Below are 25,244 nucleotides of genomic sequence, written 5' to 3'. Positions count from 1 at the left end.
TGCGTATCCCGCCCGGGGGCGGCGGCGGGCGGCGCGGGGACGCCGGGGGCACGGTGGAGGGACTCCCCCGGTGGGACCGCTGTGCCGTCATGGGGGTCGTGAACGTGACCCCCGACTCGTTCTCCGACGGCGGGCGCTGGTTCGACACCACGGCCGCCGTCAAGCACGGCATCGACCTCGTCGCCCAGGGCGCCGACCTCGTCGACGTCGGCGGTGAGTCGACCCGGCCGGGCGCCGCGCGCGTGGACGAGGAGGAGGAGCTGCGGCGCGTCGTCCCCGTCGTCCGCGGTCTCGCGGCCGAGGGCGTCACGGTCTCCGTGGACACCATGCGCGCCCGCGTGGCGCGGCAGGCGCTCGCGGCGGGCGCCGCGCTCGTGAACGACGTCTCCGGAGGCCTCGCCGACCCCGGCATGGTGCCCGCCGTGGCGGCCGCGCAGGCCCCCTTCGTGGTCATGCACTGGCGCGGCTTCCTCACCGACATCCACGCCCGGCCCGTGTACGAGGACGTCGTCTCCGAAGTCGTCGACGAACTCCACGCGCGCGTGGAGGCGGCGGTCGCGGGGGGCATCGCCCCGGAGCGGATCGTCGTCGACCCGGGCCTCGGCTTCTCCAAGAACGCCGAGCACGACCTGGCACTGCTCGCCCGCCTCGACCGGCTCCGCACGCTCGGCCGCCCCGTCCTGGTCGCCGCGTCCCGCAAGAGGTTCCTCGGCCGGGTCCTCGCGGGTCCGCAGGGGTCCCCGCCGCCCGCGCGCGAGCGGGACGCCGCGACGGCCGCGGTGTCCGCGCTCGCGGCGCACCAGGGCGCCTGGGCGGTGCGCGTGCACGAGGTGCGGGCCACGGCGGACGCGGTACGGGTGGCGCAGGCCGTCACCGACGCGGCGGCGCCCGGCCACGGGGGGTACAGCGGTGCCGGCGACGGCGCCGGACCGGACGCTTCCGGGGAGGCTGGCGCTCAGTGACGCGCGCGCAGACGGACGTCGAGCAGGTCGAGCTCGCCAACACCGCCTTCTACGAAGCGCTGGAGCGGGGCGACTTCGACGGCGTGTCGGACCTGTGGCTCGACGCCGCGGACCTCGACGACGCGGACACCTACAGCGAGACACCGGAGACGGGCGGCCCCGGCACGGTCCGCGACCTCGGCCTGCCGGAGGCGGACCCCGAGGACGACGGCGACCCGGAACCGGCCTCGGAGGGGCCCGCCATCTCCTGCGTCCACCCGGGCTGGCCGGTGCTCACGGGGCGCGGCGAGGTCCTGAGGTCGTACGCGCTGATCATGGCCAACACCGAGTACATCCAGTTCTTCCTCACCGACCTGCGGGTCTGCGTGGCCGGCGACACCGCCCTGGTGACCTGTACGGAGAACATCCTCAGCGGCGGTCCCGCGCCGCAGGGCGGCGACGAGCTGGGCCCTCTCGTGGGGCAGCTCGTGGTCGCCACGAACGTGTTCCGGCGCACACCCGACGGCTGGAAGCTGTGGTCGCACCACGCGTCACCGGTGCTCGCCGAGAGCGGCGACGACGAGGACGACGACACCCCCTCCTGAGCCGCCGGGCCGGGCGGACGCGCGCCGTCCGGAGCGGCAGGACACCTCGCCGAGAGGGGTGGCCGACCGCGTCCGAGTGGGTAGGGACACCCGCGAGCCCGCGGGGAAGGGCCGTCCGGCAGCCCCGCGGGCGAACACTGTCGGTGCCCGCAGGTAGATTCGATCGAGGCCGGTGTGCCGACCGCACACGGCAGGACCGGCCGTTACCGACGACTGTCAGGAGTGATTCGCGTGGATCGTGTCGCGCTGCGTGGCCTGAAGGCCCGCGGGCACCACGGTGTGTACCCGCGGGAGCGCGAGGAGGGCCAGACCTTCATCGTGGACCTGGTCCTGGGCCTGGACACCCGTGCGGCCGCGGCCGACGACGACCTGGCGAAGACCGTGCACTACGGCATCGTGGCGGAGGAGGTCGTGGCCGTCGTCGAGGGCGAGCCGGTGAACCTCATCGAGACGCTCTCCGAGCGCATCGCCCAGGCCTGCCTGAAGCACGAGGGACTCCTGGAAGTCGAGGTCACGGTGCACAAACCGGACGCCCCGATCACCGTCCCGTTCGACGACGTGACCGTCACCATCACCCGGAGCCGCGTATGACCCCCCACAGCGACCCCACCGTCCAGCCGGTGCCCACGTCCGTCGTGGAGCAGGTGGACGCCGCCGACACGACGCTGTCCAACCCGCGGCGCGCCGTGATCTCCCTGGGGTCGAACCTGGGCAACCGCCTGGAGACCCTCCAGGGGGCCGTGGACGCCCTGGAGGACACCCCGGGCCTACGGGTCAAGGCGGTCTCCCCGGTGTACGAGACGGAGCCCTGGGGCGTCGAGCCCGGCTCCCAGCCCGCCTACTTCAACGCCGTGGTGGTCGTGCGCACCACGCTCCCCCCGGCCTCGCTCCTGGAGCGGGCACAGGCCGTGGAGGAGGCCTTCCACCGCGTACGGGACGAGCGCTGGGGCCCGCGCACGATCGACGTGGACATCGTCGCGTACGCCGACGTGGTCTCGGACGACCCGGTGCTCACGCTGCCGCACCCGCGGGCGCACGAGCGGGCCTTCGTGCTCGCCCCGTGGCACGACGTCGAGCCGGAGGCGCAGCTCGCCGGGCACGGGCCCGTCGCCCGGCTGCTCGACGACATCACCCGCGAGGGTGTCGCGCCGCGCACCGATCTGGAACTCCGGCTGCCCGAGTAGTCGTTAGGGTCCACAGGGACCACACAGCAGGCCAGGGACGCACCCGGCAGGCAACAGGCACGGACAGGACTGAGGGGCGACCGCCGGAATGAAGCAACTGCGCGTGGGGATGCTGGCGGGCCTCTTCGCCGTCGCCGGGGTGCTGTCCTGGGCCGCGGCCCGGCTGTGGGACTCCGTGGGCACGCTGCCGCGCGTGCCCCTCGCCGCGCCCATCGTCCTCGCCCTGATCGCCGTGGTCCTGCTGGCCACGGCGATCTCGCTGCGCGCCCGGCTGCGCGCCCAGCGCGAGCGGCGGCCCGGGGCGAAGGGCGTCGAGCCGCTGATGGCCGCCCGCGCCGTCGTCTTCGGCCAGGCCAGCGCGCTGGTCGCGGCCCTGGTCTGCGGGATGTACGGCGGCGTGGGCGTCTTTATGCTGGAGTTCCTGGACATCCCCGCCCGCCGCGACCAGGCGTACTACGCCGGCTTCTCGGTCCTCGCGGGCATCGGCGTCATAGCGGCCGCGTTCTTCCTCGAGCGGGTCTGCAAACTCCCGGAAGACGGCAACGACGAACACGGCGGCACAGCCCCCGCAGCATGACCCCTCCCACTCACGCGAGCCCGGACCCGCAGCATGCCCAGCCCGCCCGCCACACGAGCACGAGCCGCACCAAACCCAGCCCGCCCGCCACGCGCGCTCGGGCCCGCAGCGAATCCAGCCCGCCCGCCACGCGAGCTAGGGCCCGCAGCAAATCCAGCCGTCCGCCACTAGAGGACGAGCGCGCGGCAAATCCAGCCCGTCCGCCACTTAAGGACGAGCCCGCAGCAGACTCAGCCCGTCCGGCGCTTGAGGACAAGCGCGCAGCGCGACGATCAAGCCGGTCCGCCACTCAAGGACAAGCCCGCAGCAGACTCAGCCCGTCCGGCGCTTGAGGACAAGCGCGCAGCACAAAGATCAAGCCGGTCCGCCACTCGAGGACGAGCGCGCAGCACATCCAGCCCGTCCGGCGCTTGAGGACGAGCGCGCAGCGCGAAGATCAAGCCGGTCCGGCGCTTGAGGACAAGCGCGCAGCGCGAAGATCAAGCCCGTCCGGCGCCTGAGGACGAGCGCGCAGCGCGAACCCCCCGCCACCGCCCAGCGCGAAGCACCCAGCGCCTAGCGCGCCATAATCAAACTCATCGCCTCGTTCCGCGTAGCGGGAGCCCGCAACTGCCCCCGCACCGCCGAGGTGATGGTCTTCGCCCCGGGCTTGCGAACCCCCCGCATCGTCATGCACATGTGCTCGCACTCGACGACGACGATGACCCCCCGCGGCTCCAGTATCTGCATCAGGGAGTCCGCGATCTGGGTGGTGAGCCGCTCCTGGACCTGCGGTCGGCGGGCGTAGACGTCCACGAGCCTGGCCAGCTTGGAGAGACCGGTGATCTTGCCGTCCTGGGACGGGATGTAGCCGACGTGGGCGACGCCGACGAAGGGCACCAGATGGTGCTCGCAGGAACTCATGACCTCGATGTCCTTCACCAGGACCATCTCGTCGTGCCCCAGGTCGAACGTCGTCGTCAGAACGTCCTCGGGCTTCTGCCACAGACCGGCGAATATCTCGCGGTACGCCCGCGCCACCCGCCCCGGCGTCTCCCGCAGGCCCTCGCGTTCCGGATCCTCACCGACCGCGATGAGCAGCTCGCGCACGGCGTTCTCGGCCCGCTTCTCGTCGAACTCGCCGATCGAGCCTTCGCCGTCCAGCGTCACGGGGTCGGTCATCTGTGCCTCGTTCCTGGTTCCTGTGTCATGCGGGGGGCCGAAAAGAGCCGCGCCCCCCAGGCTAGAACCTGGGGGGCGCGGCATCCATTCCGGGCCTGGTGAGACGCCCGGGACGGGCAGGAGTCAGCTCTCGGGGCGGTCCTCCGGAGCCACCTCGACGCCCTTCGTCTCACCCGTACCGGCCGTGCCGGCGGTCACCGCGGGGGTGGCGCCGTTCGCACCGTTGGTCAGCGAGAGCTCCTTGGGCGAGAGCACCGGCGGGCGCGTCGACGGCGTACGCCGCGTGGAGCCCGTCCAGGCCGGCCGGGCCGGACGCTTGACGATGGGGGCGAAGATCTCCGCGATCTCCTCCTTGTTCAGCGTCTCCCGCTCCAGGAGCTGGAGGACCAGGTTGTCGAGGACGTCGCGGTTCTCGACCAGGATCTCCCAGGCCTCGTTGTGCGCGGTCTCGATGAGCTTCTTGACCTCTTCGTCGACCAGCGCCGCGACCTCTTCGGAGTAGTCCCTCTGGTGGCCCATCTCGCGGCCGAGGAACGGCTCCGTGTTGTCGCCGCCGAACTTGATCGCGCCGAGACGCTCGGTCATGCCGTACTGCGTGACCATCGCGCGAGCGGTGGCCGTGGCCTTCTCGATGTCGTTGGCGGCACCGGTGGTCGGGTCGTGGAAGACCAGTTCCTCGGCCGCGCGCCCGCCCAGCATGTACGCGAGCTGGTCGAGCATCTCGTTGCGCGTGGTCGAGTACTTGTCCTCGTCCGGCAGGACCATGGTGTAGCCGAGGGCACGTCCGCGCGACAGGATCGTGATCTTGTGGACCGGGTCCGCGTTGGGGGAGGCCGCCGCGACCAGGGCGTGACCGCCCTCGTGGTACGCGGTGATCTTCTTTTCCTTGTCGGACATGATCCGGGTCCGCTTCTGCGGGCCCGCCACGACGCGGTCGATGGCCTCGTCCAGCATGTGGTTGTCGATCAGCTTCTGGTTGCTGCGCGCGGTGAGCAGGGCGGCCTCGTTGAGGACGTTGCTCAGGTCGGCGCCGGTGAAGCCCGGCGTGCGCCGCGCGACGGCGCCCAGGTCGACGTCCGGCGCGACCGGCTTGCCCTTCTGGTGAACCTTGAGGATCTCCAGACGGCCCTGCATGTCCGGGCGGTCGACGGCGATCTGCCGGTCGAAGCGTCCGGGGCGCAGGAGGGCCGGGTCGAGGATGTCGGGCCGGTTCGTGGCGGCGATCAGGATGACGCCGCCCTTCACGTCGAAGCCGTCCATCTCGACGAGCAGCTGGTTGAGCGTCTGCTCGCGCTCGTCGTGACCGCCGCCGAGGCCGGCGCCGCGGTGGCGGCCGACCGCGTCGATCTCGTCGACGAAGACGATCGCCGGGGCGTTCGCCTTGGCCTGCTCGAAGAGGTCACGCACACGGGAGGCACCGACACCGACGAACATCTCGACGAAGTCGGAACCCGAGATGGAGTAGAACGGCACGCCCGCCTCGCCCGCGACCGCGCGCGCGAGGAGCGTCTTGCCCGTTCCCGGCGGGCCGTACAGCAGCACGCCCTTGGGGATCTTGGCGCCGACGGCCTGGAACTTCGCCGGCTCCTGGAGGAACTCCTTGATCTCGTGGAGTTCCTCGACCGCTTCGTCGGAACCCGCGACGTCGCTGAACGTCGTCTTCGGGGTGTCCTTGGTGATGAGCTTCGCCTTGGACTTGCCGAAGTTCATGACCCGGCTGCCGCCACCCTGCATCTGATTCATCAGGAACAGGAAGACGACGACGATGAGAACAAAGGGGAGGAGGGACAGCAGGATGCCGACGAAGGGGTTCTGCTTCGACGGGGAGACGGTGTAACCGTCCGGGATCTGCTTGTCCTCGTATTTGGCTTGCAGCATCTTGGCGACTTCGACGCCCTGGTCGCCGATGTAGCTCGCCTGGATCTTGCTGCTGCCCTTGACCTTCTGGCCGTCCTTGAGCTCCACCTTGATGGTGTGATCGTCACCGGTCGTGAGCTTGGCCGATTCGACCTTGTTGTCGTCGATGGCCTGCACGACCTGGCCGGTGTCCACCGTCTTGTAGCCGCCGGACGAACCGACGACCTGCATCAACACGACCACGGCAAGGACGGCCAGCACGATCCACATGACTGGCCCACGGAAGTATCGCTTCACGTCCATCCACACGGAGCGATGGCGCTCCGTACCTCCTGCCATAGTGAGTTTGATAAAGACTGTTCTTCGGACGGTACCCCAGCATTGTGACCCGAAGCCGCACGGGACGGCTGCCTGTACCGCCTTCGCATGCTCCAACGGCGGGAAACGGCTGAGGGTTCCCGGGCGTCCTACTCCGCCCGGAGTGCCCGGCGCAAGTCGTCAGCCCCCGTAGACGTGCGGGGCGAGGGTGCCGACGAACGGCAGGTTGCGGTACTTCTCGGCGTAGTCCAGGCCGTACCCGACGACGAACTCGTTCGGGATGTCGAAGCCGACCCACTCCACGTCGATGGCGACCTTCGCCGCCTCGGGCTTGCGCAGGAGCGTGCACACCTTGAGGGACGCGGGCTCGCGCGAGCCGAGGTTGGAGAGCAGCCACGACAGCGTCAGGCCCGAGTCGATGATGTCCTCGACGATCAGGACGTGGCGTCCCTTGATGTCGGTGTCGAGGTCCTTGAGGATGCGGACCACGCCGGAGGACTGCGTGCCGGCGCCGTACGAGGACACCGCCATCCAGTCCATCGTGAGCGGCGTGGACAGCGCGCGCGCCAGGTCCGCCATGACCATCACGGCGCCCTTCAGCACGCCGACGATCAGGAGGTCCTTGCCCGCGTACTCCGCGTCGATCTTCGCGGCCAGCTCGGCCAGCTTCGCGTCGATCTCTTCCTTGGTGATGAGCACCGACTGGAGGTCGGTGCCCATGTCTTTCGCGTCCACCCGCATCACTTTCGGTCGTCCCACCGGCCGGTCGGGAAAAACAGTCCCGGGTCAGCCTTGCCGGATGACCAGTCTGCCACCCTGCCGCCGTGCGACGACTTTGCCCGGGAGATTGATGGCGCCCTGGCCCCGCCAGGCCGTGATCAACCGGTCCACCTCTTCGATGTGCCGGGCGAACAGCGCGCCCGCGGGGGCACCCGCCCCGATGGCCGCACGGCGCACGATGCGGCGGCGCACCGCGGGCGGCAGCGCGTACAGCTTGGCGCACTCGAGCACGCCGGTGGCGTCCCGCACCGACGGCTCGGCCTGCGCGGCCCAGGCGTCGAGCGCGTCGGCGTCGTCGCGGGAGAGCTGCGCGGTGCGCGCGAGGGCCTCCACGACGCCTTTGCCGAGCGCCTTCTCCAGGGCGGGCAGGCCTTCGTGCCGCAGGCGTGAGCGGGTGTAGGCCGGGTCGGCGTTGTGCGGGTCGTCCCAGACCGGCAGCGACTGGACCATGCAGGCCTTGCGGGCGGTCTGGCGGTCGAGGTGCAGGAAGGGTCTGCGGTAGCGGCCGCCGGCCCCCGAGACCGCGGCCATCCCGGAGAGCGAGCGGATGCCGGAGCCGCGGGCGAGCCCGAGCAGCACCGTCTCGGCCTGGTCGTCGCGGGTGTGGCCGAGCAGCACGGCGGCGGCGCCGTGGCGTTCGGCCGCTTCGTCGAGGGCGGCGTAGCGCGCGTCGCGGGCGGCGGCCTCGGGGCCGCCGTCCCGGCCGACGTGCACCACCAGGGATTCGATGGGGTCGAGGCCGAGCGCGGTCATCCGGGTGACGACCTCGGCGGCGCGCAGGTCGGAGCCGGGCTGCAAGCCGTGGTCGACGGTCACCGCGCCGGCACGGATGCCGAGCTTGGGGGCCTCGAACGCGAGTGCCGACGCGAGGGCCATGGAGTCGGCGCCGCCGGAGCACGCCACGAGCACGAGCGGCGGGGGCGGCTCGTGCGCGAAGCCCTGCGGGGTCAGGGGCTCCAGGGGGGTCTGCTGAGGGGGGCGGGGGTTGCCGTCGGGGGGCGCGGAGCGCGACGGGGTGAGCTCGCGGTGCGCGGCGGTGTCGGTCAGTACGTCGTGGAGCACGCGGCGGACCGCCAGGCGTATCGCCGCGACCGCAGGATGGGGACCCATTCCGGTTGGTTCCCTTCATGAAGTTCGGGGGGTGAGCCTCAGTTCAGTCACTCAGAGTGTGTCGATCGTGACAGAGCCGAGCCATTACCCGAGCATCGCACGCCCACCCACGGCTCACGGTCCCTCGGACGGGTGATTGCGGAGGCGTTCTCCTGCCGTCGGCCGCACCGGTTCGCTCAGTCCGCCCTGGGGTGCATCCGTGCGACCCAGTCCGCCGGTTTGGCGATCTCGGCCTTGGTGGGCAGCGTGTTCGGGGAGGTCCACACGCGGTTGAAGCCGTCCATGCCGACCTCGTCCACGACCGCCCGCACGAACCGCTCGCCGTCGCGGTACTGCCGCAGCTTCGCGTCCAGGCCGAGCAGTTTGCGCAGCGCCTGGTCGAGGCGTCCCGCGCCGCGCCTGCGGCGCTCCTTGAACTTCTCCCTGATCTCGCTGACGGACGGTACGACGTCGGGTCCGACGCCGTCCATGACGTAGTCCGCGTGGCCTTCGAGCAGGGACATGACGGCGGTCAGGCGGGCCAGGATCTCGCGCTGTGCCGGGGTCTGGACGATCTCCACGAAGGAGCGGCCGCCGTCGGCCGCGGCGTCCTCGTCCTCCGCGCCGTCGGAGCGGCTGCCCGCCAGCGACTGGGCGGCCTCCCTGATGCGCTCCAGGACCGTCATCGGGTCGACGTCGGTCTCGCCGAGGAAGGCCTGGATCTCGCCCTCGAGGTGGTCGCGCAGCCACGGCACGGACGAGAACTGGGTGCGGTGCGTCTCCTCGTGCAGGCACACCCAGAGCCTGAAGTCGTGCGGGTCCACGTCGAGTTCGCGCTCCACGTGGACGATGTTGGGCGCCACCAGCAGGAGCCTGCCGCCGCCGTTCGCGCCGGCCGGGAGCTCGCGGGTGGCGGGGGCGAAGGTCTCGTACTGGCCGAGGACGCGGGAGGCCAGGAAGGAGAGCAGCATGCCGAGCTCGACGCCCGTCACCTTGCCGCCGACAGCGCCGAGCACGGCGCCGCCGGGGCCGGGGCCGCGGCGGTCCTTCATCTTCTCCAGGAGCGGCTTGAGCACCTCGCGGAAGCCCGCGACGTTGGCGCGCACCCAGCCCGCGCGGTCCACCACGAGGACGGGGGTGTCGTGGATGTCGTCCGTACCCATCCGGGTGAACGAACGGACGTGTCCCTCCGAGGACTTGGCGTGCCTGCGCAGCTCGGCGACCACCGCGCGGGCCTCGTCCCTGCTGACCTCCGGGCCCGGCCGCACGAGCCGGGTCGCGGTCGCCACCGCGAGGTTCCAGTCGACCATCTCCGCACCACCGAGGCTCGTCATGCCGTCAACCGTACGTGGTCGGCCGGGCTCGCGTCCGGGGTTGGGGGCGCCGTGGGTCCGGCCCGCGCGCTACGACCCGCGGACCGCGAGCGCCGTGGCCATGGCGTCCAGGGTGGACTGGGCGCCCTGGGGGTCCGTCGTTCCGGTGGTCATGAAGGCGAAGACCAGGAGGCGGCCGTTCGCGTCGACCACGGTGCCTGCGAGGCTGTTCACGCCGGTCAGGGTGCCGGTCTTGGCGCGTACGAGTCCCGTGCCCGCGGACGCTTCCGGGTAGCGGCCGACCAGGGTCCCGGTGAATCCGGCGACCGGCAGGCCCGTGACCACGGACCGCAGCTCGGGGTGGCCGGGCCCGGCGGCCCGCTTCAGGAGGGCGGCGAGGAGCTGTGCGCTGAGCCGGTCGTCCCGGTCGAGGCCGCTGCCGTCGTCGAACACGGCCCCGTCGAGCGGCAGGCCGAGCCTGCCGAGCCGGTCCCGTACCGCCCGCGAGGCCCCCTCGAAGCTCGCGGGCTCACCCGCGGCCACGGCGGTCTCGCGCGCCAGGGCCTCGGCGATGTCGTTGTCGCTGTGCGTCAGCATCCGCTCGACCAGGGCGGCGAGGGGCTGCGAACGGGTGCTCGCCAGGTGTTCGGCGGTCGTGCCGGCCCTGCCGGGGCCGGGGTCGGCCTCGATGCCGATGCCGCGTTCGCGCAGCAGGTTGGCGAAGTTCCGCGCGGCGTCGCCCGCGGGCTCCGCGGTGCGCGGCGCGGTCCCCGAGGAGGAGGTGTCGAGGCGGCCCTCGTCGGCCATGAGGGCGCTGACGGGGGCGATGTTCTCGTTGGGGCCGATGGGGTGCTGCGACGGTCCCGAATAGCGCGATGTGTCGTAGGAAAGGGTGACGTCCTGGTCGGCGCCGCGCTTCTTGAGGGCTTCGGCGGTGTCGTCGGCGAGCTCGCGCAGGCTCGCGGACTCGGCCACGTAGCGGCCGTCGCCGCGGGCGGTGAGCGTGGGGTCGCCGCCGCCGACGAGGACGACGTGGCGGGATCCCGGCTCGACGACGGTCTTCGTGGTCAGCCGGTGGTCGGGGCCGAGGGCGGACAGGGCGGCGACCGCCGTGGCGATCTTCGTGGTGGACGCGGGGGTCAGCTCCCGCCCCGCCCCCTTGCCGTACACGCGCTCGCCGGAGACCGCGTCCACGACCACCGCGGAGCGCTCGGGCCCCAGCTTCGCGTCGTCCATGAGCGGGTCGAGGACGGCGGCGAGGGGCTTGGCGCCCGTCCCGTCGGCGGTACGGGCGGAACGCGAGAGTCCGGCGAGCACGGCGGGGGCGCTCGGCACCGCGTCCGATGCCTCGCGGCCCGGCGGCCCGGCGTGATCTACACCACCCCCGGCTTCCCGGGAGGCCGCGAGGTCCCGCTCGGCCGTACGCTGACCGGAGGAGTCCCAGGGGCCGGCCGCGGCGATCGCCACGGCCGCGACGACGAGGCCGGCAGCGGCCGAGACGGCCGTGAGCTGCCAGGTCCTGAGTTTCGCGGGAGGCTTGACGGCAAGCCGCCTCAGAAGCTCCAACAGCTTGTGAAGCTGCTGCCCAGGCTTGCGCTCGTCCACGACGACCTGCCCCTTTCGCGATCACACATCTGCGTGAGGGACACTTAACCACCCGAAGTATGTGCTGATCATGGAGGAGCCACCCGTGGAGTTCGACGTCACCATCGAGATTCCGAAGGGTTCGCGGAACAAGTACGAGGTCGACCACGAGACCGGCCGTATCCGCCTGGACCGTCGACTCTTCACGTCCACCAGCTACCCGGCGGACTACGGCTTCGTCGAGAACACCCTCGGTGAGGACGGCGACCCGCTGGACGCCCTGGTCATCCTGGACGAGCCGACCTTCCCCGGCTGCCTCATCAAGTGCCGCGCGATCGGCATGTTCCGGATGACGGACGAGGCCGGCGGCGACGACAAGCTGCTGTGCGTCCCCGCCTCCGACCCGCGCGTGGAGCACCTGCGCGACATCCACCACGTGTCCGAGTTCGACCGCCTGGAGATCCAGCACTTCTTCGAGGTCTACAAGGACCTGGAGCCCGGCAAGTCCGTCGAGGGCGCCGACTGGGTCGGCCGCACCGACGCCGAGGCCGAGATCGAGGCCTCGTACAAGCGCTTCGAGGCGCACGGCGGCCACTGAGCCCCCGCGAACCGCAGCCGACGGGCCGCCTGACCTCCCCGGGTCAGGCGGCCCGTCCGCGTATGCGCCATGGATGCGGACGCATACCTACGTACGTCGTGCGCATACTGACGTACGTAGGGCGCGCAACGACACGTACGTACATAGGAGCGAGGCATCACCGGTGGCTGAACCGGAGGAGGAAGACCGCAAGCCGCAGTCGGACGAGGCGCACAGCGCCTTCGCCCCGGTGGGCGGCGTCGACCAGACGGCCGTGGCCGAGGAGGACCACCCCTCCTCCGAGTTCACGATCCCGACGGGCCTCAGGATCCCCCAGGTGCCCGAGGACAAGGAGTCGTCGGCGTTCACCCCGCCGCAGACCTACGACTCCCGGCAGCAGCCGCCCGCCTTCACGCCGCCCGGCGGCGTGCCCGTCGTCCGGCTGACGAAGGAGGCGCCCTGGCAGGACCGGATGCGGACGATGCTGCGCACCCCGGTGGCCGAGCGCCCGGCGCCGGAGCCGACGCAGAAGCAGGAGGACGACGAGGGGCGCGCCGTGCCGCGCGTCCTGGACCTGACGCTGCGCATCGGGGAGCTGCTGCTCGCGGGCGGCGAGGGCGCGGAGGACGTGGAGGCGGCGATGTTCGCCGTCACGCACTCCTACGGCCTCGACCGCTGCGAGCCGAACGTCACGTTCACGCTCATCGCCATCTCGTACCAGCCGTCCCTGGTCGACGACCCGGTGACGGCGTCGCGGACGGTGCGCCGCCGCGGCACGGACTACACGCGTCTCGCGGCCGTCTACCAGCTCGTGGACGACATCAGCTCCGAGGACGTCGAGGTCTCCCTGGAGGAGGCCTACCGGCGCCTCGCCGAGGTGCGCCGCAACCGCCACCCCTACCCGGGCTGGGCCCTGACGGCCGCGGCCGGGCTGCTCGCCGGTTCGGCGTCCGTCCTCGTCGGCGGTGACGTTCTGGTGTTCGTCGCGGCCGCCCTCGGCGCGATGCTGGGCGACCGGCTCGCGTGGCTGTGCGCGGGGCGCGGTCTGCCGGAGTTCTACCAGTTCGTGGTCGCGGCGATGCCGCCCGCCGCCATGGGCGTGGCGATCAGTCTGCTCGACCTGCCGGACGTGAAGGCGTCCGCGGTCATCACCGGTGGGCTGTTCGCGCTGATCCCGGGGCGGGCGCTCGTCGCGGGCGTCCAGGACGGCCTGACCGGCTACTACATCACCGCCGCCGCCCGGCTCCTCGAGGTCGGGTATCTGATCGTCGGCATCGTCTGCGGCGTCCTGATGGTGCTCTACCTCGGCGTGACCCTCGACGCGGGCCTCAACCCCGAGACGTCGATCCACACCAGCGACCGGCCCTGGATCCAGATCGCCGCGTCCATGGCGCTGAGCCTCGCCTTCGCCGTCCTGCTCCAGCAGGAACGTTCAACCGTGCTGCTCGTCACCCTGAACGGCGGCGTCGCCTGGGTGGTCTACGGTGCGCTCGCGCGGGCCGGGGACATCTCGCCGGTGGCCGCCACGGCGGTCGCGGCGGGCCTCGTGGGCCTGTTCGGGCAGTTGCTCTCGCGCTACCGGTTCGCTTCCGCGCTGCCGTTCGTGACGGCGGCGATCGGGCCGCTGCTTCCCGGTAGCGCGACGTACTTCGGGCTGCTCGAGATCGCCCGCAACAACCTCAACCCGGGCCTCGCCTCGCTCTCCAAGGCGGCGGCGCTCGCCCTGGCCATCGCGATCGGCGTGAACCTCGGCGGGGAGCTGTCCCGGCTCTTCCTCAAGGCACCGGCGGCCCAGGACCAGCGGGGGCGCCGCGCGGCCAAGCGGACGCGCGGCTTCTAGCCCACCGGTTCGCGGGGCCGCGGAGCCGCGGTCAGTACCTGTTCTGGTTGTGCTGCTCGGTGTCGTCGGGGGCGGGGGGCTGCCGCCGCAGGTACTGGGTCTGGTGGTCCTGGGCCTGGTGGTCCTGGGCCTGGTGGTCCTGGGCCTGGTTCCCGGGGGCCTGGTTCTCCGGGGCCCGGCGGGGGTCCGGGTACAGGGGCTGCTGTCCAAGGAACTGGGTGTGCTGGTCGGGGTAGTGCCCCTGCTCGCCCGGGTGCTGGGGCTGCTGGGGCTGGTACTGACCGCCGCTGTAGTGCTGGTTGCCGCCGTACTGCTGCTGGTCGCCGCCGTACTGCTGCCGGTCGTTCCCGTACTGCTCCTGGTCGTTCCCGTACTGCCCCTGGTGCTGCTGGTCGCCGTACTGCCCCTGGTACTGCTGATCGCCGTACTGGCCCTGGTGCTGTTGGCCGCCGTACTGCTGGTCGCCGTACTGACCGCCCTGGTACTGCTGCTGCCCCGGGTACGGGGGCTGGTGGTGCTGCTGATCGCCGTAACGACCTTGGTACGGGTACTGGGACTCCGCCTGCGCCCGGTACTGCTCGCCGCCGGTGTGGCCGTCGTCCTGGGCCGAGGGCTGGGCCGAGGAAGCCTGGTCATCGGTCTGGGCGGTCCCCTTCTTGCCCTTGCCGCGGGCCCGCAGGAACTCGATGATGATCGGCACCACCGAGATCAGGACGATCAGGATGAGGATCGCCTCGATGTTCTTGTGGACGAGCTCGTGCTTGCCGAGCCACGCGCCGAGCAGCGTGACGCCCGCGCCCCACAGGACGCCACCGAGGATGTTGAAGGTGATGAACGAGCGGTACCGCATGCCGCTGAGGCCCGCGATGATCGGCGTGAACGTCCGCACGATCGGCACGAAGCGGGCAAGGACCAGGGACTTCGGGCCGTGCTTCTCGAAGAACTCATGGGCCTTGACCACGTTCTCCTGCTTGAACAGCTTGGAGTCCGGGCGGTTGAACAGGGAGGGTCCGACCTTCTTGCCGAAGAGATATCCGGCCTGGTCACCCGCGATCGCGGCGATGCAGATCAGGATGCAGGTCAGCCACAGCGGGGTGTCCAGCTTGCCCGTCGTGATCAGCAGGCCGGTGGTGAACAGGAGCGAGTCACCGGGCAGGAAGAAGCCGATGAGCAGGCCCGACTCGGCGAAGACGATCAGGAGGAGGCCCCAGAGGCCGAACTGGTTCAGCAGGTAGTCCGGATCCAGCCAGCTTGGTCCGAGCGCAAGCGTCGTCACGGTTCCGGGCTCCTGAGGGTGTGAGGAAGTGCGGCGAACTTCGGGGGCGACCGAGCGAGGTGATGACAGCGGTCGCCGCCCAAGTTACCAACGCCAGGCGGCACGGACAGGTTCCAGGGCGGGTCCCGGCCCCGGGCCCCGGGGCCCGGGGCGAGGACCTACCTGCTCAGGCCCGCGAACCTGCGTACCGCGAGCGGCAGGAACACCGCCACGAGTGCCATCGGCCACAGCACCGCGAGGAGTCCGGCGTGCTCGGCCGCCCAGGACGTCCCGCTCACCCCGGGATCGTTGCCGAACAGGTCCCGCACCGCGGTGGCCGCCGCGGACATCGGATTCCACTCGACGGCGGCGCCCAGCCAGTCCGGCATGTTCTCCGGGACGGTGAACGCGTTGGACAGGAATCCCACCGGCCAGACGAGGATCTGCACGGCGGTCACCAGCTCCGGCCTGCCCGCGACCATCGCCAGGTGGATGCCGAGCCACAGCATCGCGAACCGCAGCAGCATCAGGAGGCCGACCGCCCCGGCCACCGCGGCCAGGGACCCGTGCCAGCGCCAGCCGATGGCGAGGCCCACGCCCATCATGACGAGCAGGGAGACGAAGGACTGGAGCATGTCGGCGGCCGAACGGCCCACCAGGACAGCGCCGTTGGCCATGGGCATGGACCGGAAGCGGTCCACCACGCCCTTGTTGAGGTCGGTGGTGACCGCGACCATCGTCGCGTCGAGTCCGAACACCATGGTCAGCGCGAACATCCCGGGCACCAGGAACTCGGCGTAGTCGCCGGTGATGCCCTTGCCGCCGCCGATCAGGTAGTTGAACATCAGCAGCATCATCACGGGGAAGAAGAGCCCCACCAGGACCTGGACGGGCTGGCGGCCCCAGTGCGCGAGTTCGCGCCGGGTCATCGTCCAGCAGTCGGTGAGGGCCAGCGCGAGCCGTGAGCCCCGCACCGCGTCCGCTGGCGGTGCCGCCGCACCGGTCGTCGTCGCGCTCACACGGCCTCCTTCACGTGGTCCCGGTCCTCCGTACGGCCTGCCGTGAGGCGCAGGAACACCTCGTCGAGGGTCGGCCTGCGCACCGCGACGTCCTCCGCGTCGATGCCCTCGTCCTGGAGTGCGCGGACCACACGGGTCAGTGCCTCCATGCGGTCGGTGACCGGCGCGCTGGCCAGCCGCCGGTCGGCGTCGACCGTCACGCCGTCCGTGCCGCCCGCGGCGCCCGGCAGCAGGCGTGCCGCCCGCACCAGCTGGGCTCCGTCGCGCACCACCACGTCGATGCGGTCGCCGCCGAGCCGTGCCTTCAGGTCGTCCGTGGTGCCCTCCGCGACTACCCTGCCCTGGTCGACCAGACAGACGCGGTCGGCGAGCTGGTCGGCCTCCTCCAGGTACTGCGTGGTCAGGAGCACCGTCGTACCGCCGCCGACCAGGGAGCGCACCGAATCCCACACCTCGGCCCTGCCGCGCGGGTCGAGGCCCGTCGTCGGCTCGTCGAGGAACAGCACCTGCGGCTCCGTGATCAGCGACGCCGCGAGGTCCAGGCGGCGCCGCATGCCGCCGCTGTACTGCTTGACCGCCTTGCGGCCGGTGTCGGCGAGGCCGAAGCGGGAAAGGAGTTCGTCGGCCCGTGCGCCCGCGCGGCGCGCGCCCAGGTGGTGCAGGCGCCCGAACATCTCCAGGTTCTGCCGGCCGCTCAGCTCCTCGTCCACCGCGGCGTGCTGGCCGAGGAGGCCGATGCGGCGGCGCACCTCCCGCGCCTGCCGCCGCGCGTCGCACCCCGCGATCTCCACGCGGCCCTCGTCAGCCCGGAGCAGTGTGGCCATGATCCGTACCGCCGTGGTCTTGCCCGCGCCGTTCGGTCCGAGCACTCCGTGCACCGTGCCCCGCGCGGCCACCAGATCGAGCCCGTCCAGGGCCCGTTTGTCGCCGTACCTCTTCCGTACGCCCTCGACGACGATCGCGTCCGTCATCCGTCTCCCTCCAGGGGTCGAGCACCGCCAGTCGTGCCCCGCACAGCCCCTGGTAGTCAAGCTTGACTACCAGGGCGGCCCAAAAGTACTGCCCGAACGCGCGGCTCGTCAAACTTGATTAATGCGATGCCTCAGATGTCGTGGAGGCGGCAGACGTCGTCGACCCGCTTCAGGCGTTGTCCCCCGCGTGCCGCTCCCCCGTCGCGTACGGGTTCTCCTCGCCCTCGGCGAGCACCGCCACGAACGGCTCCCCCTCGCCGGCGAAGGTGTACGCGCCGCCTTCGACGCGTTCGACGAGCTGGCGGGTCCACCGCTCGCCCGCGTCCGCCGAGTGCAGCCACAGGTTCATGATCTCGCCGATGTGACCGAGCTGTTCGGGCCCGTCCTCGGGGGTGTAGTACTCCGTGACGGAGGTCCGCCAGTCCTCCATGTTCTGGATCCGCTGCTTCAGCAGGGCCACGGCTTCCTCGCGCGGCAGGTCGACCATGAAGCCCACCGCGGCCGAGAGCATGTCGGGCTTCTGGTTGTGCGTGGACGTCAGCGCCTCACGGAGAAGGGCGAGGTACTCCTCCGAGCCCTTCTCCGTGATCTCGTACTCGGTACGCGGCGGACCGCCCGCCGTGGACGGCGCGGTCTCGTGCTCGTGCAGCAGGCCCTGCTTCGCCATCTGCTTGAGGGCGTGGTAGATCGAGCCGGGCTTGGCGTTGGACCACTCGTGGGCGCCCCAGTACTCCAGGTCGTTGCGCACCTGATAGCCGTGCGCCCGCCCGTGCTGGCGCACGGCCCCGAGCACAAGCAGCCGGATCGCTGACATCCACGCACCCTTCAGTAGCTTGGCCTGCGTCGCTCAGTCGATGCTATTCATCAACTTTGACTAGGGTACGGGTCCGGACAGTCATCCCCACGACTGACCCGACTCCAGCGCCACCAGTTCGAAGGCCGTTTTGCCGTCCAGGGACTCCCTGATGATGTCGGCGTGACCGGCGTGCCGGCCGATCTCCTCGATCAGGTGCAGCATCAGCCAGCGCATGGAAACGGCGCCGCCGCTCGGGAACCAGGGCGCGTCGGGCAGCGGGAAGGTGTCGTCGAGGCTCGGCACCGCGCGGATGAACTCCTCGGTCTCCGCGGCCACCCGCTCCCACAGGGCGAGGGCGTCGGCGAGCGTCTCGCCCTCGACGAGCCGGAAGCTGTCGCCCCAGGTCTCCTCGGTCCGCTGCCGCTCGTTCGGCTTCTGCTGGGCCATCCGCAGCCAGTTCAGCTCGGTCTCCGCGACGTGCTTGACGAGGCCGCCCAGGGTCAGCTCGCTGGCGCTCGGGCGGGCGGACGCCTGCGCGTCGCTCAGGCCGAGCACGGCGCGGCGGACGCCGCCGCGCTGGGCGTCCACGAAGGCGATCAGTGCGCCGCGCTCGTCTCCGTGCGCTTCCGCGTTGACGTGGGTGACCATGGTGTCCGCCTTTCTGCGCCCTTCCGGGCCGCCGGCCTTTCCGACACCGCAGACGTTACGGACCCTTGCGGACAGGTGCTGTCCTCAAGGGTCCGCGGGTGTGGCATGCGGTTGTCCGGGAGCCGCGCGGGACCTCAGAACGGGAAGCGCGAGCGGCCGTGCTGTACCGAGATCCACTTGTGGGTCGTGAACGCCTCCACCGTCGCCTCGCCGTTGAGGCGCCCGACGCCGGAGTGCTTCTCGCCGCCGAAGGGCACGATCGGCTCGTCGTGGATGGTGCCGTCGTTGATGTGGATCATGCCGCTGTTGATGCGCTTGCCGAGCCGCACCCCGCGCTCCACGTCACCGGTGTGGACGGCGCCACTCAGGCCGTACGGAGTGTCGTTGGCGATGCGGACGGCCTCCTCCTCGCCGTCGAAGGGCAGGATGATCGCGACCGGGCCGAACACCTCCTGGCGCAGGAGGGGAGCGTCGTCGGGCAGGTCGGTGAGGATGGAGGGCGCGACCAGGTTGCCCTCGGTGGCACCGTGCAGCAGGGCCCTGGCGCCCGCCTGGACGGCCTGCGTGACCAGCGAGGTCACGCCGTCGGCCTGCGAGGAGTTGATGAGCGGGCCGATGTGCGTCTCCGGGGACGCCGGGTCGCCGACGTTCAGGGACTTGACCTTGGCGACGAACTTCTCGGTGAACTCGGCGAGGACGGCCCGGTCCACGAGGATGCGGTTCGCGGCCATGCAGACCTGGCCCTGGTGCACGAAGCGGCTGAAGACGGCGGCGTCGACCGCGTAGTCCACATCGGCGTCGTCGAGGACGATCAGGGCGCTGTTGCCGCCGAGTTCGAGGACGCAGCGCTTGAAGTTCTGGGCGCAGACCGTGGCGACGTGGCGGCCGACGGCGTCGGAGCCCGTGAAGGAGATGACGCCGGGCACCGGGTGCTCGATGAGCGCGTCGCCTATCTCGGCGATGTCCGTGATGACGACGTTCAGGACGCCCGGCGGCAGTCCCGCGTCCTCGAAGATCTTCGCGATCAGGCTGCCGCCGAGGACCGGGGCGTTCTGGTGCGGCTTGAGGACGACGGCGTTGCCGAGGGCGATGGCGGGGGCCACCGACTTCAGCGAGAGCAGGAAGGGGAAGTTGAAGGGGCTGATGACACCGACGACGCCCACCGGGACGCGGTAGAGGCGGTTCTCCTTGGTGTCGTCCGGCGAGGGGAGCAGGTGGCCCTGCGGGGCGAGCGAGAGGTGTATCGCCTCGCGCAGGAACTCCCTGGCCAGGTGCAGCTCGAAGCCGGCCTTGACCAGCGTGCCGCCGAGTTCGGCGACGATCGCCTCGGTGATCTCAGCCTCGCGGTCCTCGATGATCCGCAGGACGCGTTCGAAGACGGTGCGCCTGCTGTAGGGGTTGGTCGCGCCCCAGGCCTCCTGGGCGCGCTGCGCCGCGCGGTAGGCCTGGTCGACCTCGTCCGCCGTGGCGACCGTGATCGATGCCAGCTTCTCCCCGTTGTACGGGTTGAAGTCGATGATGTCCCAGGAACCGGAGCCGGCCTTCCACTCACCGTCGATGTACTGGTGAGCCAGATCGGTGAAGAAGGACATGACGCGAGACCCCTTGCCGCTGAGTGCAGACACCTGAATTCACGTCATCCTACTGACGATTCAGGTCAGTTGGAGTAGACCACGGAGAAGGTCGCGGCTGTCGGCCGGATCAGGACAGTCCTGTTGCAGCTCGGCCATCACCCGCTCGTACTGGGCGACTTCTTCGGGCTTGTCCAGATAGAGCGCGCCCGTCAGCTGCTCCAGGTACACGACGTCCGACAGATCGGACTCGGGGAAGCTGAGCATGGAGAAGGCGCCGGACTCGCCCGCGTGCCCGCCGAAGGTGAACGGCATGACCTGCAACGTCACGTTCGGGCGCTCCGAGATGTCGATCAGATGCTGGATCTGGCCGCGCATCACCTCGCGGTCGCCGTACGGACGGCGCAGGGCCGCTTCGTCGAGGACGCAGGCGAACTTCGGAGCCCGCTCGGACACGAGCAGCTTCTGGCGTTCGAGGCGCAGCGCCACCCGGCGGTCCACGTCGGCCTGGTTGATCCGGCTGCCGCGCGCGGACTTGCGCCCTCCGCCCGTCCCGCCTGCGGCCGCGGCCTTCATGCCGCGCTCGACGACCGCGTGGGCGTAGGCCTCGGTCTGCAACAGGCCGTTGATGAACTGGACTTCGTAGACCCGGATCAGGGAGGCGGCGCCTTCGAGACCGATATATGTCTGGAACCAACCGGGCAGGACGTCCGAGTAACTGTGCCACCAGCCCGTCAGGTTGGCCTCCTTGGCGAGCGAGAGGAGGGCGTTGCGCTCCGTCTCGTCCGTGACGCCATAGAGCGTGAGGAGGTCCTCGACGTCCCTCGACTTGAAGCTCACCCGTCCCAACTCCATGCGGCTGATCTTCGATTCGGATGCGCGGATCGAGTAGCCGGCCGCCTCACGGGTGATGCCCCGCGACTCTCTCAGGCGCCTCAGTTGCGAGCCCAGCAGGATGCGCCGTACCACCGAGCCGCTCGACTCCCCAGCGGTCACTTCGCTCAGTCCTCCCCAAGGTGTGAGACCCGCAGTCTGCCATTAAACGCTTCAGGCCGTGCTCGTACGGTTACGGAAAGGGAAAGCCTCAGGAAGGTCTCCGCAAGAAGTCGTCGGAAGAAATAGGCAAGAAACAGCCCAGGAACGGTCGAGTCCGGCGCGTGCACGTGCATCTGCCCTTGCATCTGCTGTGCGCATTCGGAACCATGGTCCGCGCGTCACCGCTGCGCCATCGCTGTGCCGCCCGGCTGTACCGACCGCGCCACCGCTCGATCGCTTTGTACCGCGAACCGCGAAAACCGGGGAGTGCCTCGCATGGGGACGAATGGATCGACCATGCTCGAGCCGTTACGGCAGGGCCTTCCTCCGCTCGACCCCTCCGCGGTCTCCAGCGCGGCCTCCTGCGCCCTTCCCGCTCGCTACGAAGCCGTGGGCAGCGCCCGGCAGTTCACCCGTAGGACACTGGTGTCCTGGGACCTGGAGGAGCGGTTCGACGACATCGCGCTCGTCGTCTCGGAGCTCGTCACCAACGCCCTGCGGCACGCGCTGCCCGCGGACACCCCGCGCGCCGCGTGTCCGGTCGGCACCGCCGAGGACGCGCCCGTGCGGCTGCACATGATGCGCTGGACCTCGCGTCTGGTGTGCGCGGTACGTGACCCCAGCGACGACAGCCCGGTGGCGCGCGAGGAGGCGGAGGACGACTTCTCCGCCGAGTCGGGCCGCGGCCTGTTCCTGGTGGACTCGTTCAGCGACGGCTGGGGCTGGCACCCGCTGGCGGGCGCGCTGAACGGCAAAGTGGTGTGGGCGCTGTTCCAGCTGGCCTAGGCCCGCGGCCCCCCGGGGGCCCGGGCGCCGGCCGGGAGCCGGTCAGCCCCCGATGAGGTCGTCGAACTCGCCGTCCTTCATGCCGAGCAGCATGGCCTCGATCTCGGCACGCGTATAGACGAGCGCGGGCCCCTCGGGGAACCGCGAGTTGCGGACGGCCACGTCGCCGCCCGGCAGTTTCGCGAACTCCACGCAGGCACCCTGTGAATTGCTGTGCCTGCTCTTCTGCCAGACCACCCCGTGAAGATCCGTGGCGGCCATGCCGTTGAACACGTGATGCACAGGTCGCTCCCCGGTGGTGCCGTGGCTGTTGTTGTAACTGTCAACTGTCCCGGATCATAGCTCTGTTCATGTGCTGATGCATGGGCAGATGCACGTGCACGCGGCGTGGTGAGGTGGTTACACCGCCGGTGGACCGGATCGAACACCGTCCCGCTCGCTATGACAGACGCAAAGAGAGCCATTACGGCTGCGCTTTTTGGCCGAAGTCGAAAAGAACGCCGTCGCGTGGCGGACGGGGAGGTGTCCACCGCGCGACGGCGTTCCGGGCGTCGCGGGACGTATGCCGCGAAACGGCGCGGCCCCTCAGCGGGGTGCGTACGGCAGCAGCGCCATCTCGCGGGCGTTCTTGACGGCCTTCGCCAGCCGCCTTTGCTGCCGCACCGTCACCCGGGTGATCCGGCGGCTGCGGATCTTGCCGCGGTCGGAGAGGAACTTCCGCAGCAGGTCGGTGTCCTTGTAGTCGATGTATGTGATTCCCGCCGTGTCGAGGGGGTTGGGCCGGGACGTGCGGGGCTTGCCGGCACGGTCGGGGCGGCGCGGGGACAAGGTCAGACCTCCAGGAGGGCGTCGAACGCGGGGGGCAGGGTCTTCCAGGCGGCACGCCCTGCGGCGTACTCCTCATCCGTGAGCAGGCAGGACTCAAGGACCTCGGCGATGCCGTCGCGGTCGAGGCCCGGCGAGGTGAACACCAGGTGCTGGCAGCAGTCCCCGTGCTCGGGGTGCCAGTCGAGCGCCGCGGCTGCCCTGCGCACCGGCGGCACCATCTCCCACGCCGCGTCCGGCAGGGAGGCGAGCCAGGGCCCGGCGTTCTCCACGCACAGCGCGCCGCCCGCCGCGTCCCACGCGAGGAGGGTGTCGGGCCGGTCCGCGAGCCAGAAGCGGCCGCGGCTGCGGGCGGCGGCACAGGTCAGATCCTCCAGCGCGGCATAGAGCCGCTCCGGGTGGAAGGGCCGTTCACGGTGCCAGACGAAGGTGCCGACCCCGCTGTCGTCGGCCTCCGCGGGCAGCAGCGCGCACGCCGGGTGCTGGGCCGCGGCCGCCGCCTCCACGTCGAACCCCGCGAGTGCGGCGCCCGCCAGGTCGCCGTGGCCGATCGGGACCTGGCGGGCCGTCGGGTGCAGCTGCGCGAGCAGCGCCCGGTCCTCGGCGTCCACCTCGCCGGGGGCGGTCTGATCGGTCTGATCGGCCTGGTTGGCCGGGTCGGCCGGGTCGGGGACGGCCCGGGCGGTGGGTTCGAGTACCGCGAGCACCGGCGGGTACTCCAGCTGGCGCGCCCAGGTGTCGGCGACCGTGCGCTGGTCGGTGGCCGCCGCCGCGAGCCCGGCGTCCGCCAGGTCGTCGCCGTTGGCGAGGTACGGCAGGAGCAGGGCCGGGTCCACGGCCGTGATCACACCGGTCAGGCGCAGCGCGTCCGAACCGTGGCCCGCGATGACCTCCGCCATGGCCTTCGGCTCGACGGAGTCCCACAGTTCGACCACCGCCAGCCGGGTAAGCCCGGCCGCGGCGAGCCGCTCGAGCTCCGGCACCAGGTCCTCGCGCAGCGCGCAGCACGCGCAGTCGTTCACCAGCGGTGCCTCGCCCGTGGAGAGCAGACCGCCCGCGTCGCGCACCGTGCGCGTGACCGTGCCCCGCGCCGCGCTCGACAAGTCGTGGTGCAGCGCCACGCTGCCCTGCACGGTCGCCAGGAGCCGGGCCACGGCCGCCGCCCGCGCCTCCGCGTGCAGCCCCGCCACCACCGCCACGTCCATACGGCCCCCGGACGGCGCTCCCGCCGCGTCCCCGGTGTGCCCTCCCATCAGCTGCCCCCGCCGTAGCGCCGCTCGAAGCGCTCCACTCGGCCCGCCGTGTCCAGTACGCGCTGCTGGCCCGTGTAGAAGGGGTGGCTCGCCGAGGAGACCTCCACGTCGACCACGGGATAGGTGTTGCCGTCCTCCCAGACGACCGTCTTCTCGCTCGTCGCTGTCGAGCGCGTCAGGAAGGCGAAGTCCGCGGCCTTGTCGCGGAAGACGACCGGGCCGTACGGCGGGTGGATGTCGGGTCGCATGTCAGCGCTCCTCTCGGAAGTCGACGTGCCGGCCTGCCGCCGGGTCGTACTTGCGCAGGGTGAGGCGGTCCGGGTTGTTCCGGCGGTTCTTGCGGGTCACGTACGTGTAGCCGGTTCCGGCTGTGGACCGGAGCTTGATGATCGGGCGGAGTTCGTTGCGGGCCATGGAGGTAGTGTATGAAAATGAATCCCGTTTTCAAATACGCGGGAGCGAATCCGATCGAGAGGTGCGTCACCATGTCCGCCCACTGCCAGCTCACCGGCGCCGTGCCGGGGTTCGGCCAGCAGATCTCCCACTCCCATCGGCGCACCTCGCGCCGCTTCGACGTCAACGTCCAGCGCAAGCGGTACTGGCTGCCCAGCGAGGGGCGTCAGGTTCGGCTGCGGCTGAGCGCCAAGGGCATCAAGACCGTCGACAGCATCGGGATCGAGGCCGCTGTGGCCAGGATTCGGGCTCGTGGGGGGAAGGTCTGATGGCGAAGAAGAGCAAGGTCGCGAAAAATGAGCGGCGGCGGGTTGTCGTCGCGCGGTACGCCGTGCGGCGGGCCCTTTTGAAGGAGGTCATCCGGCGGCCTTCCACGTCTGACCGCGAACGGCTTGCCGCCCGGGCCGAGTTGGAGCGGCAGCCTCGGGACGCCAGTGCCACGCGGGTGCGCAACCGTGACAGCGTGGACGGGCGGGCCCGTGGGTACGTGGGGGCGTTCGGGCTCTCCCGGGTGCGGTTGCGGGAGCAGGCTCACGCCGGGTTTCTGCCCGGCGTGCGCAAGTCCTCCTGGTAGTTCTGGGCTCGAGGGCTGGGGCTGGGGCTGGGGCTGGGGCTCGGGCTCGGGCTCGGGCTGGGCAGGGGGTGGTTCGGGGTCGCGTTCGCTGGTGTCTCGCGTCGTGTTCGCCTTTCCGTTTGTGGGGGTGGCGGGGTCGTGGCGGGATGGCCGTGCTCGCGTAGTGGACACTGTCTGCTTTACCGCGCCGTCAGTGTGTTGCTTGGCACGCTGCGCTCGGTCATCCCGCCAC

At 70.9% G+C, this 25,244-nt stretch carries 28 protein-coding genes; 10 read left to right on the top strand and 18 right to left on the bottom strand.

The window, feature by feature from the left end; all coding sequences use genetic code 11:
* The first annotated feature begins 89 nt into the window (after positions 1 to 89).
* From folP to ACH4DX_RS32830, 5 genes are all read left to right on the top strand, one after another.
* Positions 90 to 962 carry a dihydropteroate synthase gene (folP, locus tag ACH4DX_RS32850; protein WP_398157790.1) on the top strand — a complete coding sequence of 291 codons (873 nt, stop codon included), beginning with the start codon at positions 90 to 92 and terminating at the stop codon, positions 960 to 962.
* A complete protein-coding gene (locus tag ACH4DX_RS32845) occupies positions 959 to 1,546 on the top strand; it encodes a nuclear transport factor 2 family protein (protein ID WP_398123583.1) in 588 nt (195 codons plus the stop codon). Before folP ends, ACH4DX_RS32845 begins: the two co-directional genes overlap by 4 nt.
* Before the next feature lie 231 nt (positions 1,547 to 1,777).
* Positions 1,778 to 2,137 (top strand): dihydroneopterin aldolase, encoded by a 360-nt coding sequence (gene folB, locus ACH4DX_RS32840; RefSeq protein ID WP_398123584.1) that lies wholly within the window; start codon positions 1,778 to 1,780, stop codon positions 2,135 to 2,137.
* Positions 2,134 to 2,730 (top strand): 2-amino-4-hydroxy-6-hydroxymethyldihydropteridine diphosphokinase, encoded by a 597-nt coding sequence (folK, locus tag ACH4DX_RS32835; protein WP_398157762.1) that lies wholly within the window; start codon positions 2,134 to 2,136, stop codon positions 2,728 to 2,730. Before folB ends, folK begins: the two co-directional genes overlap by 4 nt.
* Before the next feature lie 88 nt (positions 2,731 to 2,818).
* Positions 2,819 to 3,307: a DUF3180 domain-containing protein gene (locus ACH4DX_RS32830; protein ID WP_398123586.1), complete on the top strand. Its 489-nt coding sequence runs from the start codon at positions 2,819 to 2,821 to the stop codon at positions 3,305 to 3,307.
* A 555-nt stretch (positions 3,308 to 3,862) separates the two neighbouring features.
* Here the strand turns inward: ACH4DX_RS32830 and folE are convergent.
* From folE to dacB, 6 genes are all read right to left on the bottom strand, one after another.
* On the bottom strand, positions 3,863 to 4,468 hold the full coding sequence (folE, locus tag ACH4DX_RS32825) for a GTP cyclohydrolase I FolE (protein ID WP_398157761.1): 606 nt from the start codon (positions 4,466 to 4,468) through the stop codon (positions 3,863 to 3,865).
* Between the two features lie 123 nt (positions 4,469 to 4,591).
* Entirely contained in the window at positions 4,592 to 6,628 is a 2,037-nt protein-coding gene (gene ftsH / locus ACH4DX_RS32820; protein ID WP_398123613.1) for an ATP-dependent zinc metalloprotease FtsH, read from the bottom strand.
* Positions 6,629 to 6,823: 195 nt separating this feature from the next.
* Entirely contained in the window at positions 6,824 to 7,384 is a 561-nt protein-coding gene (hpt, locus tag ACH4DX_RS32815; RefSeq protein WP_016643984.1) for a hypoxanthine phosphoribosyltransferase, read from the bottom strand.
* Positions 7,385 to 7,429: 45 nt separating this feature from the next.
* On the bottom strand, positions 7,430 to 8,533 hold the full coding sequence (gene tilS / locus ACH4DX_RS32810; RefSeq protein WP_398157760.1) for a tRNA lysidine(34) synthetase TilS: 1,104 nt from the start codon (positions 8,531 to 8,533) through the stop codon (positions 7,430 to 7,432).
* Positions 8,534 to 8,709: 176 nt separating this feature from the next.
* Positions 8,710 to 9,846, bottom strand: a complete 1,137-nt coding sequence (locus ACH4DX_RS32805; protein WP_398157759.1) for a zinc-dependent metalloprotease — start codon at positions 9,844 to 9,846, stop codon at positions 8,710 to 8,712.
* A 69-nt stretch (positions 9,847 to 9,915) separates the two neighbouring features.
* Entirely contained in the window at positions 9,916 to 11,430 is a 1,515-nt protein-coding gene (dacB, locus tag ACH4DX_RS32800; RefSeq protein ID WP_398157758.1) for a D-alanyl-D-alanine carboxypeptidase/D-alanyl-D-alanine-endopeptidase, read from the bottom strand.
* An 85-nt stretch (positions 11,431 to 11,515) separates the two neighbouring features.
* On the opposite strand from dacB, the gene ACH4DX_RS32795 reads away from it, so the two are divergent.
* Entirely contained in the window at positions 11,516 to 12,007 is a 492-nt protein-coding gene (locus ACH4DX_RS32795) for an inorganic diphosphatase (RefSeq protein WP_030361059.1), read from the top strand.
* Positions 12,008 to 12,080: 73 nt separating this feature from the next.
* On the top strand, positions 12,081 to 13,826 hold the full coding sequence (locus tag ACH4DX_RS32790; protein ID WP_398157757.1) for a threonine/serine exporter family protein: 1,746 nt from the start codon (positions 12,081 to 12,083) through the stop codon (positions 13,824 to 13,826).
* A gap of 31 nt (positions 13,827 to 13,857) precedes the next feature.
* On the opposite strand, the gene ACH4DX_RS32785 is transcribed toward ACH4DX_RS32790, so the two are convergent.
* From ACH4DX_RS32785 to ACH4DX_RS32755, 7 genes are all read right to left on the bottom strand, one after another.
* The gene (locus ACH4DX_RS32785; RefSeq protein ID WP_398157756.1) at positions 13,858 to 15,102 is read right to left on the bottom strand and encodes a DedA family protein; all 1,245 of its coding nucleotides are present in this window, start codon (positions 15,100 to 15,102) and stop codon (positions 13,858 to 13,860) included.
* 158 nt (positions 15,103 to 15,260) lie between these two features.
* The gene (locus ACH4DX_RS32780) at positions 15,261 to 16,100 is read right to left on the bottom strand and encodes an ABC transporter permease (protein WP_398123593.1); all 840 of its coding nucleotides are present in this window, start codon (positions 16,098 to 16,100) and stop codon (positions 15,261 to 15,263) included.
* Positions 16,097 to 17,071 carry an ATP-binding cassette domain-containing protein gene (locus ACH4DX_RS32775; RefSeq protein ID WP_398157755.1) on the bottom strand — a complete coding sequence of 325 codons (975 nt, stop codon included), beginning with the start codon at positions 17,069 to 17,071 and terminating at the stop codon, positions 16,097 to 16,099. Before ACH4DX_RS32775 ends, ACH4DX_RS32780 begins: the two co-directional genes overlap by 4 nt.
* 169 nt (positions 17,072 to 17,240) lie before the next feature.
* A complete protein-coding gene (locus ACH4DX_RS32770; protein ID WP_398123595.1) occupies positions 17,241 to 17,885 on the bottom strand; it encodes a PadR family transcriptional regulator in 645 nt (214 codons plus the stop codon).
* Between the two features lie 81 nt (positions 17,886 to 17,966).
* A complete protein-coding gene (locus ACH4DX_RS32765; RefSeq protein WP_398157754.1) occupies positions 17,967 to 18,515 on the bottom strand; it encodes a DinB family protein in 549 nt (182 codons plus the stop codon).
* A 134-nt stretch (positions 18,516 to 18,649) separates the two neighbouring features.
* Positions 18,650 to 20,107 carry an aldehyde dehydrogenase family protein gene (locus ACH4DX_RS32760; RefSeq protein ID WP_398123597.1) on the bottom strand — a complete coding sequence of 486 codons (1,458 nt, stop codon included), beginning with the start codon at positions 20,105 to 20,107 and terminating at the stop codon, positions 18,650 to 18,652.
* Between the two features lie 60 nt (positions 20,108 to 20,167).
* Complete coding sequence (locus ACH4DX_RS32755; RefSeq protein ID WP_398123598.1) at positions 20,168 to 21,082, bottom strand: helix-turn-helix domain-containing protein; 915 nt, start codon at positions 21,080 to 21,082, stop codon at positions 20,168 to 20,170.
* A gap of 336 nt (positions 21,083 to 21,418) precedes the next feature.
* On the opposite strand from ACH4DX_RS32755, the gene ACH4DX_RS32750 reads away from it, so the two are divergent.
* The gene (locus ACH4DX_RS32750) at positions 21,419 to 21,907 is read left to right on the top strand and encodes an ATP-binding protein (RefSeq protein ID WP_398123599.1); all 489 of its coding nucleotides are present in this window, start codon (positions 21,419 to 21,421) and stop codon (positions 21,905 to 21,907) included.
* Between the two features lie 42 nt (positions 21,908 to 21,949).
* On the opposite strand, the gene ACH4DX_RS32745 is transcribed toward ACH4DX_RS32750, so the two are convergent.
* From ACH4DX_RS32745 to rpmG, 5 genes are all read right to left on the bottom strand, one after another.
* The gene (locus ACH4DX_RS32745; protein ID WP_398123600.1) at positions 21,950 to 22,189 is read right to left on the bottom strand and encodes a DUF397 domain-containing protein; all 240 of its coding nucleotides are present in this window, start codon (positions 22,187 to 22,189) and stop codon (positions 21,950 to 21,952) included.
* A gap of 303 nt (positions 22,190 to 22,492) precedes the next feature.
* Entirely contained in the window at positions 22,493 to 22,735 is a 243-nt protein-coding gene (rpsR, locus tag ACH4DX_RS32740; protein ID WP_398123601.1) for a 30S ribosomal protein S18, read from the bottom strand.
* Positions 22,736 to 22,737: 2 nt separating this feature from the next.
* Positions 22,738 to 23,985 (bottom strand): CobW family GTP-binding protein, encoded by a 1,248-nt coding sequence (locus ACH4DX_RS32735; protein WP_398157753.1) that lies wholly within the window; start codon positions 23,983 to 23,985, stop codon positions 22,738 to 22,740.
* Positions 23,985 to 24,233: a type B 50S ribosomal protein L31 gene (locus ACH4DX_RS32730; RefSeq protein WP_398123603.1), complete on the bottom strand. Its 249-nt coding sequence runs from the start codon at positions 24,231 to 24,233 to the stop codon at positions 23,985 to 23,987. Before ACH4DX_RS32730 ends, ACH4DX_RS32735 begins: the two co-directional genes overlap by 1 nt.
* A 1-nt stretch (position 24,234) precedes the next feature.
* Entirely contained in the window at positions 24,235 to 24,399 is a 165-nt protein-coding gene (gene rpmG / locus ACH4DX_RS32725) for a 50S ribosomal protein L33 (protein WP_385842331.1), read from the bottom strand.
* Between the two features lie 71 nt (positions 24,400 to 24,470).
* Here rpmG and rpmB point away from each other — a divergent pair, with 71 nt between their 5' ends.
* Entirely contained in the window at positions 24,471 to 24,707 is a 237-nt protein-coding gene (gene rpmB, locus ACH4DX_RS32720; protein ID WP_398123604.1) for a 50S ribosomal protein L28, read from the top strand.
* Positions 24,707 to 25,012 carry a 30S ribosomal protein S14 gene (gene rpsN / locus ACH4DX_RS32715; protein ID WP_398157752.1) on the top strand — a complete coding sequence of 102 codons (306 nt, stop codon included), beginning with the start codon at positions 24,707 to 24,709 and terminating at the stop codon, positions 25,010 to 25,012. The genes rpmB and rpsN overlap by 1 nt, the downstream gene beginning before the upstream one ends.
* Positions 25,013 to 25,244: the final 232 nt, after the last annotated feature.

The organism is Streptomyces sp. NPDC017940 (genome assembly GCF_044328435.1).
Lineage (GTDB): Bacteria > Actinomycetota > Actinomycetes > Streptomycetales > Streptomycetaceae > Streptomyces.
Note: the sequence above shows the minus strand (reverse complement) of the source record. Positions and strands in the feature narration are given on the sequence as shown.